Below are 16,192 nucleotides of genomic sequence, written 5' to 3' on the forward strand. Positions count from 1 at the left end.
ATAACTTATGCCTGGTCCTGTATTAGTGAAACAAGTTCCCTCTGCTGTTCAAGCTCATCCCTCTCTTTGGGGAAATCGGAGATTCCTGCTGCTACTCAGTTCGTACTCCATTTCCTTGTTCGGTAACACTTTTCATAGTATTGCTTTAAGTTTATGGGTACTGCAAACGACCGGCAGCGCCAAAATGATTGCCATCATCACGATAATCAATTTATTGCTTAGTTCTTTGCTCGGATCGATAGGGGGAACTTTTGCGGATAGGGTCAATCGTCGAACCCTCATGCTGATCACAGATCTGATAAGTTGCGGACTCGTAGTGACGCTAGCTTTAGCCATTTCCCTGCCCTCTACTTCGTTCATTATCGTCGCCATACTGACGGGTCTTACGACCATTTCAGCTTTATTCCAGTCCCCGGCATACCAAGCTTCTATCACTACTGTTGTTGGTAAAGAACATCTACAAAAAGCGGTAGGACTGTTGAACTTGTCTGAAAACATCTGCCGGACTATTGGTTATTCCGCCGGTGGGATTTTCGTAGCGAGTTTTGGAGCAGCCGACGCTATTTTATTTGATGGAGCTACATTCTTCCTCTCCTTTCTGCTCGTGTTAGCGGTCCGCTCCCTTCCTTTGCCAACTCAATTAAATAACGTGCCCAAGAAAGAACGGAAATTCACACAGGATTTGATCGATGGAATTCGCTATATTTGGAGGTACCCTTTTGCACGCGCCGTTATGATTATGCTTCCTACCTTAACCTTATTTTTTGTCCCCTCCCTGATGTTGACCCAGGTTATGGCTGTCAACGTGTGGGATTCCACTCCCTTTCAGTTTGGACTTATTGAAGCCTGTATTCCACTTGGTTATATGATCGGATCCGGTCTGATCTTACTGCTCGGCTCCAAATTGAAAAACAGAGGTTTCCTTATTATGACTGGACTGCTATGTCTCGGTCCCCTGTACCTCCTGTTATCATTCGTCACTTCCGCTGCGATTGCCATTCCTATCATTCTTGTGATTGGCTTCATGTTCTCATTCTGCACTTTGCTGATTAATACAATCCTTAGGCTGGAAGTTTCAGAAGACATCCAGGGTAGGGTGTTCGGTGTATTAGGTTCTATCATGAGTGTAGCCCCATCCATTGGTCTTACTGCTGTCTCATCCTTGTCTGATCTCTTCAGCCCTGGTCCTGTCATGGGTTCAATCGGGGTCTTACTGCTGCTGTTTGCCTTATCAACTATCACTAAATTAAAGGTAATTCGAAACTACAAGTAATTCCAGAACGTATCCTGTGTTCTTTATCGCCCTCTTTTTCTAATAACGCGTCTAAGATGAAGCTCAAACAGTAATAAAACAACCAGAAAAATCAATAACAGGAGACCCGCTATTCCAGTTAGAAACGGAAAAAGGAGTGGGAAGAAAATACTAGGATAGGCCTTAGTAACATCTGAATAATAGCCCATACCCATAAGGGAGGTACCGGAGAACTCGATTAGCCTGACGCCTAAATGATTGTTGCTTCTTTGCGCATAGCTGAGAACCTCTTCGTCTACTTCTCCGTCTTGGGCAATCGTAATGATTTTCCATTTTCTTGTTTCCATGGGTTGACTATCATCGGTCAGTCTTTGGACTATACTTATTTGTTTCTCACCAGTCTTTCGGTCCTTTACTGTGAGAATATCTATCCACGAAAAATACCGGCTGCCTCTGTCCCGATTGGATAGCCATATTTCATCAGGGGTGGAGATTTTTTGATCATTTAATAAGAACTGAACTTTGACAATATCACCAGGCGGGACCTTCTCCTCTTCATCCCATGGGGTCAAATCTGCTTTCCTGCCTGTTTTTTCTTCCCTGATTTTAATATTCTTATCATCAACCGTTATCTCTTGTACGTTTATTGGGTTATATTCTTTTTCAGCATGCTTTATCTCATAACGCTGATTAATTTGATCAGAGATTATGTACTCACGTATATAGTTGAACAATGGGTTAAAAGAAATCGCCAACAAAAATAGCGAGACGCCAGATATAACTATAAACTTCTTCATAAGTCCTCCTTTTTAACGTACAGTCAGTTTAAACTTTTGGCGTGAACCCCCTTCCAGTCCATCGGAACACACTCATCCATTTATATCTGCCATCGTAGCGTTAACAACATTCATAAATAAGTTCTCCTTTAATAGATTAGGCACTTCCTTCCTCTAAATCTCCCAACCATAATAAACATTGTGGAATAAAATCAGCGTAGTCGTGTAATGCATTAATCGTACGGATTACCTCACGAGTACCCAGCTCCCGTTCTGCATCATCCGAGCTCTCCAGTCCTAGTGAACGTCTGATATTGTAAGCTAACCATTCTAATTTTCCCAAAAAGCCATAGTTGAGCACAACCTGCCAATCCGCATAAATCTCTCCGCCATGCTCCAGATAGCTGTTAATCAAATTTGAGAATGCCTTTTTGCTTAAATCTCCCGATTCAGAACCTGACCAATATAAAGCTACATCTATCAGCTCTAACGTAGGATGAATAGGTCCTGCTGCTTCCCAATCGATTATTATCGGAACTTTCTGCTCATCCCACAAGACATTTTTGGGGTCTAAATCCCGATGGCTGATAACATAATGATTCGTCAATAGACTCGCTGAAGAATGAATCAATGACTCCCAATTCTCTATCTTATGCAGGTGATCTGCTAGCAAGCTTGACCATTCTGCACCCTGCTGCTCTCCTTTGATAGCAAGCTCCTTCCAATTGGCAACTGCAGCATTAGACGCTTTAAGCGTTTCAAAGTGATGATCATCCGTTCCCTGTGAGAAATCGATGATGTGGAGCTGCGCAAGAATTGCCCCAATCTTTTTACAACAATCTAAATCTATTTCATCTAAAGGTAATGCCTTCCCCTGAACCCATGGAAACAATAAATAAAATTGCCCTTCAACCTCGTGCATACTACTGCCATTAGATACAATTGCCGGAACAGCATGGATCCCCTTTTGATAAGCCAGATTCGCAACCATTTCAGAAAAAATATAATTGGACATTGCTGTATCTCGTTGCATAATTTGAGGATTTAAGGCCTTTACTGCGTATTGCGCTTTATCCGTTTGCAGGCGATACATTCTGTGCAAGAGTCCGCCTGTTATCGGTTCAGGTTCATTCATCAACAGACCCAGATTATATTTAGCACAAAGTGTAGCGAATTTTAAATTATAGCTTATATTTTCCATGTTATGTATTCCTTTCTGTGTGAGTAAAGTCGTACTCATTTAAAATGGTTCAAGTAAATTTAAAACATATTTTTATCTTTATGAAATATTATGTACTGTTCACTATGACATCCTGTGTAACCCTCGTGAACCAAAAATGAAAAGGAGGCTTCGTTAATGAGTAAGCGGTTACATCAATCAGGGTATCTTGTAATCATTTGGTTTTTAGTCTTTACCTTAGGGACGGCAGCTTTTGGCTCTCTTTCCTCTGTGTCGGCAGCATCTGCCCGGCAAGCGGAAAAGCTAAATCGGGGACTAGTAGCAGTGAAGGTATCCAGTGGTGTATTTGTGAGCTGGCGGCTACTCGGAACAGAAGAACTGTCGGTTTCTTTTAATTTATACCGCAATGGTACAAAAGTAAACGTTACCCCAATCACGGACAGCACGAATTATCAGGATAACGCTGGCATAACTTCGTCTAGCTATACAGTTCGAGCAATCGTCGGCGGTATTGAGCAATCTGATTCCCCAGCAGCAAATGTATGGGCCAACAATTATTTGGACGTTCCAATTCAAATTCCGGCTGGCGGCACTACGCCAGATGGCGTAAGTTATGCCTATAGTGCCAATGATGCCAGCGTGGGCGACTTAGACGGTGACGGGGAATATGAAATCGTGTTGAAGTGGGATCCTTCCAATTCCAAAGACAACTCGCAAAGTGGCTATACAGGCAACGTCTATCTGGATGCCTATAAGCTGAATGGAACTCGGCTATGGCGAATTGATCTGGGTAAAAATATTCGGGCTGGCGCACATTATACTCAATTTCTAGTCTATGATTTCAATGGTGATGGTAAAGCCGAAGTAGTCTGCAAAACAGCAGACGGTACGGTTGACGGAGTTGGCGTAACCCTTGGAAACACAAGTGCAGATTATCGCAACTCCAGTGGATATATCCTGACCGGGCCTGAATATCTGAGTGTATTTTCCGGACAAACGGGGAAAGCCTTAACCACGATTGATTATGTTCCTGCCAGAGGAACCGTATCCAGTTGGGGTGACAATTACGGCAATCGAGTAGACCGCTTTTTAGCAGGTGTAGCCTATCTGGATGGAGTACATCCAAGCATCATTATGGCACGTGGTTATTATACGCGCACAGTCGTTGTAGCTTTTGACTGGAATGGCAGTGCTTTGACCCGTAAATGGACCTTTGATAGCAATAGCTCCACCAATGCTGGAACCGCCGGTCAAGGTAATCATAGCTTAAGTGTAGCCGATGTGGATAACGATGGTAAGGATGAGATCATTTATGGTGCCTTAACCATTGATAATAACGGTGCGACCTTATACAATACAGGGCTGGGTCATGGAGACGCGCTGCATGTAGGCGATTTAAATCCGAACCGCCCCGGTCTCGAAGTTTTTAAAGTCATGGAAAACACTAGTTCTCCCTATGGCGCTGCGGTATGGGATGCCGCAAACGGGACGGTCTTATGGGGTGTATACACGGGAAAAGATACCGGCCGGGGGATGGCTGCCGATATTGATCCCAATTATCCCGGGGAAGAGGTATGGGCTCACGGCGTTGGCCTATACTCCATTACAGGCACCAAAATAAGCAGCTCAATGCCTTCTGTGAATTTTGGGATCTGGTGGGATGGCGACTTGTCCCGCGAACTGCTGGATGGTGTCAAGATTGATAAATGGAACCCTGCAAGCAACTCCGTTACCAATTTATTAACCGGAGCGAGCGTAGCATCCAACAATAGTACCAAAGCAACGCCAAGCCTACAGGCCGACCTGCTTGGAGACTGGCGCGAAGAGGCTATCTGGAGAAAGTCCGATAACTCGGCTCTACGAATCTATACAACTACGAACATCACCACCAATAAAATATATACCTTAATGCATGATCCAGTATATCGGTTAAGCATTGCCTGGCAGAATACAGCTTACAATCAACCTCCGCACACAGGATTTTTCCTAGGCAACGGTATGGCCACTGTGTCTAAACCCAATATATACGTAGTGCCGTAAGCTTTCTAAAGAATCAGTAAGTGAACAAAAAAGCAATTGCTGTTATCCGGATGTGCCGGGGCAACTGCTTTTTTGTTCGGTTTATACCAGCATCAGCAATGATCGAGGTGCGTTAATAGTTTTTTTAATTGTTTAATGCCTTCGCATTGAGTGGTTATTATTGCATATAGGATAGGTTTTAGTGCTGGGCAGATATTAAACTGCAAAACGTTGTTTGACATTCGTACAGCGCTAGATCCCCAATCAGAACCCCAGCTTTAATAGCCAGGCCGCAAGCTTCTCCTCCCGCCTTTTCAATTCCCCATCTACGCGATTATATTTTCCAAGCCGTTGCTCAGCTGCAATGCTGCCATCTAGCATATACAAGACACGCTCAGCTTGAGCAGCGACTTTAGCATCATGTGTGGCGATTATAAGCGTTGTTCCTGATTGATTAATATCTGCTAATATGTCCATGATTTCACTAGCTGCTTTTGAGTTAAGCGCCCCGGTTGGCTCATCGCCAAATAATATATCTGGCTGATTAATGAGTGCTCTGCAGATTGCTGCTCTTTGTAATTGTCCTCCTGACACCTGTGTAATATCACGTTCAGCCAGCGCAGATATTCCTGTTTTGTTCATTAACTCAGCTGCTCTTTTATTGATAGTTCTACGGCTGCTGGTTCTCGCCCGATAAGCAGACAGGATGATATTGTCGCGGATATTCAAGTTTTTTAACAGATGCATTTGCTGAAAAATAAAGCCCATATGCTTTAAGCGCAGACCGGCTAATTCGTTCTCTGAAACTCCGCTGATCTCCTGCCCTTTAAAAATAACACTTCCCTCTGTCAACTTATCCATCCCGCTGATCGTATACAGCAATGTTGATTTTCCTGAACCAGAAGGTCCCATGACAGCTATGAATTCCCCCTGAGACACCTGAAGCTGAACATCCTTTAATATCGACTGCGGAGTTCCTTGCCCTGTTGAATAACTTTTTTTTAACCCTTTCGTCTCTAATATGAACATTCTGCCACCTCCTATCATTCGGCAATTAGTTTGGCTATACTGGATTTTCTGATTGAGATCGTGCTTGTTACGGTGGTGAGCGCTACAATCAGCATGAAAAGTAGAGGAAGAATAAGATAGGCTACCGCCGGATTGACTACAAACTGTATCTTAGAAGCCCCCATGAAAGAGCCTAGCATTTGAGCAATTTTTTGCCCAAGAGTGTTAGCCGCAAAAGTACCAAGAATGACGCCCAGCCCTGATATTATCAGCATCCTTACCAGGTATTGCCTACGAATATCTCCTAACGTAAAGCCAACACTTCTCAAAATAGCGGTTTGCGAAGAATCCTTGGCAAGCAGCATTTTCAGAAATAAAGAGGTAATCAATATCGAAATCGAAAATGCGATAACGATGGATAAGCCTGTAACCAGCTTCAATTGGCGAATTGTATTTCCTAATGTCTGAGCTAAATAGCTTTGCAGATGAGTGATTTTTGCTGGATAAAATAATTTGGTGTACTGATCCATTTTTGCCTGGACGGAAATTCCCGGATTCACATCCAAAGCTACTACATACCAGAGAACCGTCTTCGAATCATATGGCAATTGCGCTTTTGCGGTTCGGCCACCATTAGTTATATCCTGATAGATCCCGCTAACGGTCAATTTTATTGCCACCCCAGCAACCTCTAAATGAACGATATCCCCCACCTTTTTATTCAGTTCCTTGGCGTTCAGGTCAGAAAGAGCGATCTCACTTGCACTTCTAGGAGTTCCTCCATGAACATACGAGAGCGGAAAAATAGTAAAGTCACCGGTTTCAACATTTAGCGATTCCCATACACCATCACTACCTAATACCTTAAATCTAGAAGTAATCAGTGGAGAAAATTTAGAGATGTCCGGGTCATTTTCAAGCTTGGTTATCATCTCATTAAAACGCTTCTCTATTTGGCTCGATTGCTGCAAATCAATGCGAATATCGCTCTGACCGACGCCCATATAAGAAACAAACCGGGGAGACTGAAGGGTATTCAATATATTCACTGGCACTAGAACGATAAACAAACTGATCACAAATACGAAGAACAATAATCCGTACATGGTGAAGCGCCCGTAAACATCTTTTACCCCGAGAAAAGCATTCACGTTAACAAATTTACGCTTGCTAAGTGAAAATCCGCTTGTGTTCATCCTTGCTTCACCCCTCGTACCTGACCGTAAAGCTTCTACAACCGTGATGCGATTAAAGCGTCTAAGAATCATCCGGCAAAAGAATACAACAACTCCAAAGATTAAACCTACCGCCAGGACAGGAACAAAATATTGAAGGATACTGGCAGGAGCAACGCCCAAATACAAAGTAATATTGGCTGTAAACAAACGCACCACACCTAAAGACAGTAAATATCCACATACAGAGGAGACTGCTGCCATCACGATATATTTTGCTAAATAAATGCTGCGAATATCTTGCTGCGTGATCCCAATCGCTTTCATGACACCTATCTCTCTGTAATCCTCTTCCAAGGTAGCGATCATCGTAAATCTGAGACATAAAATAGCAATCAGCATCAGCAGAACACTTACCAAAATAATAACAACTGCGATAATCCCGTCCGTCAGTGCATTCAGCGTTTTAAATAAAGGATAGTCAATGGAGGGGCCTTTATTGGGCAGATTTGAGGATTGATACTCATTGCGGAAATCATTGAGCTTAGATAGATCTGTAAGCTGAAATTCAATCAGGTATTCAGGTTCGCCGAGCTGTTGTTTAAGTGCTGTAAAGTCAGCAGCATTTACGACAAAACGTTTGGAGCTGACCATGGCTGGATTCATTTGGACATCCCTTACAAAATCAGTAATCACAAACTTTTTATCGAACTGTTCACCTAGAACGCTAACTACGTCGCCGATTTTCAGATTCTTTTGCTTCATATAATAAATGGGGACAGCGATTTCTCCTGCCGATACCTCAATCACCTTGTTCTCTAAATTCAGCAGCAAATCAAACGAAGGGTTCTGCTCTACAAAGCCGATATCCATCACGCTGTTTGCTTCCGAGCCTTGGTTACTGCCTAGATAAACGTTAGATCCATCCAAGTTAAGCATCTCTACGGTTTGTTGATCTTTCACCAGTGGATTAGCGGCTGTAAAGCTCTCGATTGCTGAGCTGTCGATTTGTCCTGCGTGCATCTGCACGAAATGAGGGGCTCTGGATTTAATCAATAGCTGATTCAAGGACCCCGACAATTCTATAATCACTTGCGACGCTGAAGCAACAAGCAAAGCCGATAACATGATAAACACAAATAATCCGAAGGTAATGATTTTATTGCGTTGAAGGTCTCTTTTTACAATTCGTAGCAGCATTGACGGGCCTTCTCCTCTCTAATACGGAATTCAATTATTCACGTTCAAGGCAGCGAATTGATTTCATTCTGGGGATCACAAATGCCATAATAATGATGAGCAAACCAGAGATGATAAATAATAAACCGATTCCCCGTCCTTCCCCAGTGCCTATCACCTTACCTACTGATGAAGCAAGTAGACCTCCCTCTCGTAAAAGAGGATTAAACACTTGATCAGCCAATATGCCAGCAAAAGCATACGCAGCCACATAACCGAGTTGTGATAAAATGCCAATGATCCCCCATGCCCGCCCCTGTGTGTCATTTGGGATATGGTTGCGAATCATAACGTCAGCACTGGTATTAACAAAAGGCAACGTTGCAAAAAATAAAAAGCCAGCAGCTGTAATAAAAGCAACATTCGTGGTCAGACCCACCAAAGAAAAAAACAGTCCGGCGAATCCTAGGCCGAGCGCTAATACTTTGATATATTTACGATCGATGCTAAAAACTCCAATAATCAGACTGCCGAGCAACATCCCTATAGCACTTACAGATAATACCGTGCCTAGAGTTTTCGTATCCGTAAAGGGTAGAAGCATAGGCGTATATAAGGTTTGGAGAAAACCCACATAAAAAGTAACGACAGACAAAATGATCGTAAGCTGCAGTACACCTTTCGTGTAAATAAGAGCATCCCAGCCCTCCTTCAAATCTTTTACAAACGACTGATTCGTTGGAACTCTGTGTTCAGTCTGTAGATTCCTGCGAACAGCCATCACTGCAAGAACTGTAACTAGAAAGGTTGAGATATCTATAAGCAGGATAGTTTTTATATCCATAAAGCTAAGCAAAATCCCGGCAAGGATAGGGGAAAGAAGATATTTTGAGGACGCAGCAAGCTGAACTAAACCACTAGCCTTGGCAAATTGCTCCTCTGTTAATAAATCTGTAATGGTAGCTTTGTAGGCAGGTTCAAGCAAGGATACAAAAATCGAACTAAACGTCACGCCCAGACAAATCTGCCATAAATGAGGTTCACCCAGCAGCATGATAATGAGAACATATATAAGTCCAAAAGCAGATAACAAATCCCCTGCTATCATCATCAATCGCCGATCAAACCGATCCGCTAACACGCCGCCAAAAGGACTGAGCACAATGGAAGGGAGAAAAGCACATAAGGTTAAAAGTGCCACACTAGAGGCGGTCTGCGTCATCTGGAACACATAGACCCCTAAGGTGAAAGCCGTCAACCCGCTGCCAATACTGGATATCCACTCCCCCATCCAAATGATCATAAAATTTCCGAAGGATTTGTTGTTCAGCATATTCCCTCTCCCCTATTCAAACATTTGAAACACATAGTCGAAGCTGCCCTTCTCCGCCCCCAGCGTAATTTCCATCGTATAGATAAAAGCTCTAATCTTCTGGATGATTTCCTCAGGCTGCCACTTGAATATCCCTTCATCAAAAAGAAATTGAGAGGTAATCAATAGAAATTCCATCGTCTCCGGGGGATACGGATTGTGAAACAGTCCCTCCTCTATGCCCTGCTCAATGACCTCCGTCAAAACAGGAGTTAGCCGCAAAATGGTTTCCACCAAGCTTTTCTGGTGCAGCTGTGCATTATCAGCCTGATGGAACTGCTCAATCATTTGGCTTTTTCTGTCCGTATCCGGCTTTTGCGCCATAATGATTTGCAGCAGCTTTTCATGAACGGTCAGCTTAGGATCTGCAGCAATTTGCTTAGCAGCTGCTACACCAGCATCAATAAATCGCAGCACAACAGCATCCATGACCTCTTCCTTCGATTTAAAATAATAGTAGAAGGTTCCCTTCGCGATACCTATAGCCTGCAAGACATCATTCACTGTCGTTTTGGTATACCCTTTCGTAAAAAACAGCATTTCTGCTGTATCCAATATTTCATTTCTACGTTCTTCCGCTTCTTTGGAAATTCTCATCTGCAACGTCCTCCATTCTATCGACCGACCGTCGGTCTATTCCAATTATATACAAATATTAGATCGTGTCAAGATTAACCCGGCATCACAAAAAAGAGAGAATTCCAAAAGCTACGTTATAGCATCTGGAACTCCCTCGTTTTGGGATATACTTTTGAGTTTTACTGTTTGGTCTTACTGCTGGGTTTTAGTCTTATTGTTTACTGTTTGGTCTTACTGCTGCGTTTTACTTTTAGCTTGCTCTTTGATCTGATCCGTTGAGCGAAACCTTTGCTCGCGTTGTAACACTAAACTTCGTTTGCTTAGATCACATTTACACTTAAGACGCAGCATATCGGACACAGCTGACCTTATACGCTGCATTATCCCCCATTTGGGATCCTAACGGACCGCATAGCCACTATTGGCATGAAAAACGCCACAAAAGACCCCTTCCTCAAGGAATAGCTGCACTGGAGTCCGAAAACCGGCTCAAAGGGCTATAAATTTGCAAATAGCGTCCTCTGGGTCCTTAAGCAACACGGGATAGGGATTCAATAGGTAATCAATAGGTATTCAATAGGTATTAATTACCTAAGTTCGGACTAAGTGGCTTCCGGCTGCAGATTTTGCCCCCAAACGGCTTCCCTGTATAGAATGCTGCTATTTCGCATAAGCTTCTGCAATCCCGTCTCAAATAGATTATCTAATCCGCCGGATTGTACTAATGAAAATTTGCTGCCCAAGGAATAGGCTATATAATAATCCGCCCAACTGCTATAGCGTTCTTGTAGCTGCCTTGCGGCTTCTATTTTGTATTCCCAGGCTTCTTCCTTCTTCAAATAATCCTCAACATAACCAATCCGGCTCAGATAAATTACCCAAGCTAATCCAAAAGCAGAAATGTCACCAGAAGGCAACTGATGTATACCTTGTGCAACAACCTTCAGATTAACAAAATCCTCATGATCCTTATGTGCCTCAAGATATTTACTGCGTGAGGTTTCGGAAAGTGTGGCTAAACGAGCATGTAAAGATCTATATTCTGCACGGTTGCCATCTTCTAGAAGCCAGCGAATCTGGCGATGAAAGGAGTTAGCATCCTCGATATTCCATCTTTCACAAGCATTTTTGATTAAACCTCTTTTGAAGAAGACATTACTGAAATCAAACTCATAAACCACATAGTATCTCCCTAAGAGACCACGTATGCAGGTAGAGGAAAGACAGCGGAAATACATTTCCAATCGTTTTCTTTGCTTAACATTGTATTCCTTCAGCATATAGAGCCTCCTGATATTAGTTCGTGAATAGGTATGCTGTTTTGCAAATCTTCCTGATTTTCCATAGAAAAATAAGAATGAACACCGCATTGACAAGCGGGGGAAGCTCAGATACTGAAAAATAATATATGGTATATACCAAAATATAGAACCAGCTTAATTTCAGGAAAACCAATAGATAGAATAATATAGACCCTATAATGCTCTTTCCAATGCTTACGAGCGAAGAGATACGAAGACGTTGTGGATACAGTTTTTTGTTCTTCAACATGAACTTATTCGCAAGGTAACGAAAATGAATGAACTCGTCCTTTTTAGGCTCATTAGTCTCCGTTTGTGTAAGAGCTTCCTCAATTTGAGAACATGCAATCTTACATTCCAGAATTAAACATTGCACATCTCTATTTCCAGCATCCTCTTGCAGCAAATATTCACAATCCTTCATCGCTTCCTCATAACGCTGCAAATAGTAGAGAAGCCGGCCTCTTAATAAGTAACCGTCTCTTTCGTTAGGCCACATAGCGGTTACTTGGTCCAAACACACCAGCGCTTCCATATAATCAGCAGTATCCAGACAATACTTAGCTCGCAATAATTGCAGATCAGGATCATACTGAAACAGCTTATTTGCTTCGTCGAGCAGTTGACCCGCTTCAGTATGTTTATCCTCCATCAGCATGAATTGAGCGGATTGCCTCAGATTTAGATAGTGTTCTATGTCAAACTCAAGAGACTCCTGCAAAAGGAAACACTCATAACGCATCTCCATGCTTCCGTCGACCTGCCCTAGTATGTACTCGACTAACTTATTATCATAACGTTGAAGAAATATTTCCTTGTCCTCACGTAAATGAAAAAATGAATCCAACGCTTCCCATACGGCATGAGGCAAATTCCGATGCTGATCAAGGAACAACATAAGCTTATCCCTTAGCCGATCACGATGCTCTATACTCCACATGAAATCTTCATTCAAAAGTGAATGCCACGAAGCTTGTTGAATTCGGCGCGAGAAGTCCGCATACAGTTCCCTAATTTGTCTGTCAAAAATATCTGCTGGCTGTTCTTGAAGATCAGCATCAAGTTGAATGGGAAGTGGGCGAAACAGCGCCCACTCGTTTTCATGCGGTATAGTAGTAGCCCCTTCTACTTCTTCCTCGGTGTCTTCCTCCGCAACTTCTTGTTCTTCCTCCTCGCTTTCTTCCTCCTCAACTTCATCTACTCGTATTACTTTTTCTGCTTGTATCACCATTTTTTCTATTTCTTTTGATATTGCTTCTGCTATTTCTTTCTTATCCTCACCTACCAATGAAGGGACAGTGCTTGCTATACGCTGCCCGGAGCGGGCCCATTTCACGGCTGTATCATAAGCTTCTCTAAGCTGCTGGTATCCTTCAGGGTCATCTTCGGGGTGATGCGATTTCAGTTTTTTGGCATAGGCCTTTTTGATGATAGCTAGTTCATCTGTGGGTTCAATCTCCAAAATACTCCAGATCGTCATGTGAAGTATGACCACCCTTCAATTTCCGCCAATTGCTCATTGAAAGCTTGTGCCGCTTTTTCAATCACTTTCTCGTTCTGAGTATATAAAGCATCTTCGAATACTTTCAGACACTGTGCGATAAATTTCCGTTGGTCCCCAAGCACCTCTTCATATAAACGCTCACCTCTAGCAAGCAGAAGCCTGTTCTCGGTACGCTCACGCGGATGAATTTTGATACTCCGCAGTTCCAGTAAACGAGCTTCAATTTGCTTTTTCGTCATTCCACCAGCATTTTGCTCAATGATCATCTGATGCTTCTGACCTGTTGAAACGGTTGTAACCTCCACCTCAAGAATCCCATTCACATCATATGTATATCTGACATCTATACTTTCTTCTCCCCGAGGTGCTTGCGGAATCTGAAACTCCATTTCTCCCAGGAAAAGATTATTTTCAACGCGAGGACTCTCCCCCTGATACACATCCACACTTATGATCTTTTGATTATCTGCGGCTGTATATAGACGTTCTACCCGGCTAACAGGAATCGGAGTGTTACGTTCAATGATCGGAAAGTAATGTCCAGATGACGTTTGTCCGCTTGAACCTCTTCGCAGAATACTGGTTCCTAATGTATAGGGGCAAACGTCCGTCAAAATCATTTCATCCAGCGCTTGATCACGCTGCTTCAGCGCCACCTGAACCGCAGCTCCCAGTGCGACGGTCTCATCTGGGCTGATATTCGCATAAGGCATTTTCCCGAACATACGGCTGATAATTTGCTTAATTAGAGGCATTTTAGTCGCACCCCCAATCATCACAATCCCATCCAGATCGGAAGGCTGCAGAGAAGCATCCCGCAATGCTCTTTCTATCGGCTGTCTTAGACGTATTAGTAATGGTTGTACCAATTGCTCAAGCTCTGAGCGTTCTATAGTCAGCACGTATTCTTCCTCTTTAATAACTATCCGCATAGTCGCAGCAGACTCTGTACCAAGAATTCGTTTACTCTGCTCAGCCTGCTTATACAACATCGACCTCGTTATTGGTGTTAACGATTCAGCGTCCAGCTTATTCTTTTGGATAAAATAGGCCACTAGTATCTCTGTGAAATCTTCCCCGCCAAGATAGTTATCTCCGGCAATCGACTTAACATCCATTACCCCTTCGAAAAGCTCCAGGATAGACACATCAAAGGTTCCTCCACCCAAATCAAAAACAAGAAATGAAGTCTCCTGATTCTGATGCAGGCCATAAGCGAGTGCTGCCGCCGTAGGTTCACTAATAAGCCGCTCTACTTGTAAACCAGCCAGCTCAGCTGCTTTCTTAGTTGCTTTCCGCTGAACATCATTGAAATAAGCCGGAACACTGATTATAGCTTTCGTTACGGACTCACCTAGATGATTTTCCGCATCCTCTTTCAGTGACCGCAGAACAAAAGAAGATAACTCTTCAGGAGTAAAAGTCATCGTACCTAGTTTGTATTTCTTTGCTGATCCCATAAAGCGCTTAAAAGTCGAGGCGGTTAACTGTGGATGTGTAATCAGTCTTTCCTGTGCGATTCTTCCAACCAATACTTCTCCCCCTGCATCTACACTAACAATCGAGGGTGTTACATGCTCCCCGAGTACATTGGGAATAATTACAGCCTGACTGCCGTCCCAATAAGCAGCAAGACTATAGGTCGTTCCTAAATCAATTCCGATTGTTCTCACTACTATCTCCACTCCTTTTATATACAATAATATACAAAGAAAAGAGTCCAAGAATCGAAATGTCACTAATTCAACATATTTACATCCAGAGCATAATAATGAAATTGCGCTTCTGCAAATAGACATAAAAAAGGTATCTCAAAAGCCACAATGGCTAATGGGATACCTTCATTTTTTGGCGTAGAATATTTTTCTGTACATCATCTATAAAAAACAGTCTCATTCGTTCTCTGGACGTCCTAACATCTGATCTATCTTCTCTTTTGCACCTTCCCATGAGGTCAATAATGGAAAAGCATATTGTTCACGGGCCCGCAAATTCCATGGATGCGGAATACAAAGCACTTTTCTTCCCTCCTGCAATGCCGGAACCAGGTTATGCACCCCGTCATCGATCAATAGATCGTAGTTAATAAGATTTTTTCGCTTACAGGTAAAGAAATTTTCAATCGGAATAAACGGCATATGCTTCTGCAGCCAGTTCCATTTTTCCACTACCGACTGGGGTTGGGCTGCCGTAACTATAATTACATCATAAGCGTTATGCAGCTTCTCCATTTCTCCTACGACATGTTCGTCAAACAGTTCAAGCTCTTCATACAGACCGGGCCGCCCATAGAAAATCTCTTGTGTACAATCCGGATGACGTAAATGATCCGTATTCCAATCAAGCATTTCCTCATACCGCAGCAGATGCGTGGGAAAATCATTATTATTATGGTATATGGCTCGCTTCACTAGATGGCAAATTGTATCATCCATATCTACTGCAATTATTGGCTTCCTCATCTGCGCCTCCATTATTTTTTTAGATTACACTTTAATTATATACAATGAAATTACGGTTTTCGTCGAGAGTTAATTAAAATCCCGGTTAATGTTTATTAAATGCTTCTACGCATTTTTGGCAGATACAAGCTTTCCCTCTCAGTTCTTCCGGGATCTGTTCTTGCAATTCGAGTGGAATTTCTGTATGGAAACACCAACAGTCACCGCCTTCAGCGCCACAACGATTCAATTCTTTACATAAAGGACAATGGCGTTCTTCAACCAGTATGTTCATCATATCCAAAATTTCTACTCCCCCAAAAATCACAAACTATTTTTCTTTGGAAAACCATATCAATAAAATAAATCCAACTTCAATTTCTCTATTATTCCTACACTTGTGAAC

Annotated in this window: 13 protein-coding genes; 2 read left to right on the plus strand and 11 right to left on the minus strand. The window is 42.7% G+C overall.

The genetic code is table 11. The features are described 5' to 3' along the window. The first annotated feature begins 7 nt into the window (after positions 1-7). On the plus strand, positions 8-1,273 hold the full coding sequence (locus MHB37_RS20730; protein WP_076218184.1) for an MFS transporter: 1,266 nt from the start codon (positions 8-10) through the stop codon (positions 1,271-1,273). A 23-nt stretch (positions 1,274-1,296) separates the two neighbouring features. Here MHB37_RS20730 and MHB37_RS20735 read toward each other — a convergent pair whose 3' ends face one another. Both MHB37_RS20735 and MHB37_RS20740 read right to left on the minus strand, forming a co-directional pair. After that, positions 1,297-2,049, minus strand: a complete 753-nt coding sequence (locus MHB37_RS20735) for a hypothetical protein (RefSeq protein ID WP_076129866.1) — start codon at positions 2,047-2,049, stop codon at positions 1,297-1,299. A gap of 136 nt (positions 2,050-2,185) precedes the next feature. Next, positions 2,186-3,229, minus strand: coding sequence for a phosphotransferase (locus tag MHB37_RS20740; RefSeq protein ID WP_076129867.1), 1,044 nt, complete (start codon positions 3,227-3,229; stop codon positions 2,186-2,188). A gap of 156 nt (positions 3,230-3,385) precedes the next feature. Between MHB37_RS20740 and MHB37_RS20745 the strand changes: the two genes are divergently transcribed. After that, complete coding sequence (locus MHB37_RS20745) at positions 3,386-5,248, plus strand: rhamnogalacturonan lyase (protein WP_405168444.1); 1,863 nt, start codon at positions 3,386-3,388, stop codon at positions 5,246-5,248. Positions 5,249-5,491: 243 nt separating this feature from the next. On the opposite strand, the gene MHB37_RS20750 is transcribed toward MHB37_RS20745, so the two are convergent. The 9 genes from MHB37_RS20750 to MHB37_RS20790 form a co-directional block, all read right to left on the minus strand. Further along, the gene (locus MHB37_RS20750; RefSeq protein WP_076129868.1) at positions 5,492-6,256 is read right to left on the minus strand and encodes an ABC transporter ATP-binding protein; all 765 of its coding nucleotides are present in this window, start codon (positions 6,254-6,256) and stop codon (positions 5,492-5,494) included. 14 nt (positions 6,257-6,270) lie between these two features. After that, on the minus strand, positions 6,271-8,610 hold the full coding sequence (locus tag MHB37_RS20755; protein WP_405168445.1) for an ABC transporter permease: 2,340 nt from the start codon (positions 8,608-8,610) through the stop codon (positions 6,271-6,273). Between the two features lie 34 nt (positions 8,611-8,644). Further along, the gene (locus MHB37_RS20760; RefSeq protein ID WP_175619928.1) at positions 8,645-9,922 is read right to left on the minus strand and encodes an MFS transporter; all 1,278 of its coding nucleotides are present in this window, start codon (positions 9,920-9,922) and stop codon (positions 8,645-8,647) included. A gap of 12 nt (positions 9,923-9,934) precedes the next feature. Beyond that, a complete protein-coding gene (locus MHB37_RS20765; RefSeq protein WP_076278735.1) occupies positions 9,935-10,558 on the minus strand; it encodes a TetR/AcrR family transcriptional regulator in 624 nt (207 codons plus the stop codon). A gap of 584 nt (positions 10,559-11,142) precedes the next feature. Then, a complete protein-coding gene (locus MHB37_RS20770; RefSeq protein ID WP_051491590.1) occupies positions 11,143-11,820 on the minus strand; it encodes a DUF1266 domain-containing protein in 678 nt (225 codons plus the stop codon). Between the two features lie 16 nt (positions 11,821-11,836). Beyond that, on the minus strand, positions 11,837-13,321 hold the full coding sequence (locus tag MHB37_RS20775; protein ID WP_405168446.1) for a hypothetical protein: 1,485 nt from the start codon (positions 13,319-13,321) through the stop codon (positions 11,837-11,839). Next, on the minus strand, positions 13,318-15,018 hold the full coding sequence (locus MHB37_RS20780) for a molecular chaperone HscC (RefSeq protein WP_405168447.1): 1,701 nt from the start codon (positions 15,016-15,018) through the stop codon (positions 13,318-13,320). The genes MHB37_RS20775 and MHB37_RS20780 overlap by 4 nt, the downstream gene beginning before the upstream one ends. A gap of 219 nt (positions 15,019-15,237) precedes the next feature. After that, the gene (locus tag MHB37_RS20785; protein WP_076129874.1) at positions 15,238-15,807 is read right to left on the minus strand and encodes a 5' nucleotidase, NT5C type; all 570 of its coding nucleotides are present in this window, start codon (positions 15,805-15,807) and stop codon (positions 15,238-15,240) included. Between the two features lie 85 nt (positions 15,808-15,892). Beyond that, the gene (locus MHB37_RS20790) at positions 15,893-16,084 is read right to left on the minus strand and encodes a cysteine-rich CWC family protein (RefSeq protein ID WP_076129911.1); all 192 of its coding nucleotides are present in this window, start codon (positions 16,082-16,084) and stop codon (positions 15,893-15,895) included. Between the last annotated feature and the right edge of the window lie 108 nt (positions 16,085-16,192).

The organism is Paenibacillus sp. FSL H3-0286 (assembly GCF_045040705.1).
In the GTDB taxonomy this organism is placed as follows: Bacteria; Bacillota; Bacilli; order Paenibacillales; family Paenibacillaceae; genus Paenibacillus_AQ; species Paenibacillus_AQ odorifer.

Excerpts from the sequence above, each read along its gene's own strand:
- MHB37_RS20730 (WP_076218184.1), top strand. The coding sequence starts at position 8 with ATGCCTGGTCCTGTATTAGTGAAACAAGTTCCCTCTGCTGTTCAAGCT.
- MHB37_RS20735 (WP_076129866.1), bottom strand. The coding sequence starts at position 2,049 with ATGAAGAAGTTTATAGTTATATCTGGCGTCTCGCTATTTTTGTTGGCG.
- MHB37_RS20740 (WP_076129867.1), bottom strand. The coding sequence starts at position 3,229 with ATGGAAAATATAAGCTATAATTTAAAATTCGCTACACTTTGTGCTAAA.
- MHB37_RS20745 (WP_405168444.1), top strand. The coding sequence starts at position 3,386 with ATGAGTAAGCGGTTACATCAATCAGGGTATCTTGTAATCATTTGGTTT.
- MHB37_RS20750 (WP_076129868.1), bottom strand. The coding sequence starts at position 6,256 with ATGTTCATATTAGAGACGAAAGGGTTAAAAAAAAGTTATTCAACAGGG.
- MHB37_RS20755 (WP_405168445.1), bottom strand. The coding sequence starts at position 8,610 with ATGCTGCTACGAATTGTAAAAAGAGACCTTCAACGCAATAAAATCATT.
- MHB37_RS20760 (WP_175619928.1), bottom strand. The coding sequence starts at position 9,922 with ATGCTGAACAACAAATCCTTCGGAAATTTTATGATCATTTGGATGGGG.
- MHB37_RS20765 (WP_076278735.1), bottom strand. The coding sequence starts at position 10,558 with ATGAGAATTTCCAAAGAAGCGGAAGAACGTAGAAATGAAATATTGGAT.
- MHB37_RS20770 (WP_051491590.1), bottom strand. The coding sequence starts at position 11,820 with ATGCTGAAGGAATACAATGTTAAGCAAAGAAAACGATTGGAAATGTAT.
- MHB37_RS20775 (WP_405168446.1), bottom strand. The coding sequence starts at position 13,321 with ATGACGATCTGGAGTATTTTGGAGATTGAACCCACAGATGAACTAGCT.
- MHB37_RS20785 (WP_076129874.1), bottom strand. The coding sequence starts at position 15,807 with ATGAGGAAGCCAATAATTGCAGTAGATATGGATGATACAATTTGCCAT.
- MHB37_RS20790 (WP_076129911.1), bottom strand. The coding sequence starts at position 16,084 with ATGATGAACATACTGGTTGAAGAACGCCATTGTCCTTTATGTAAAGAA.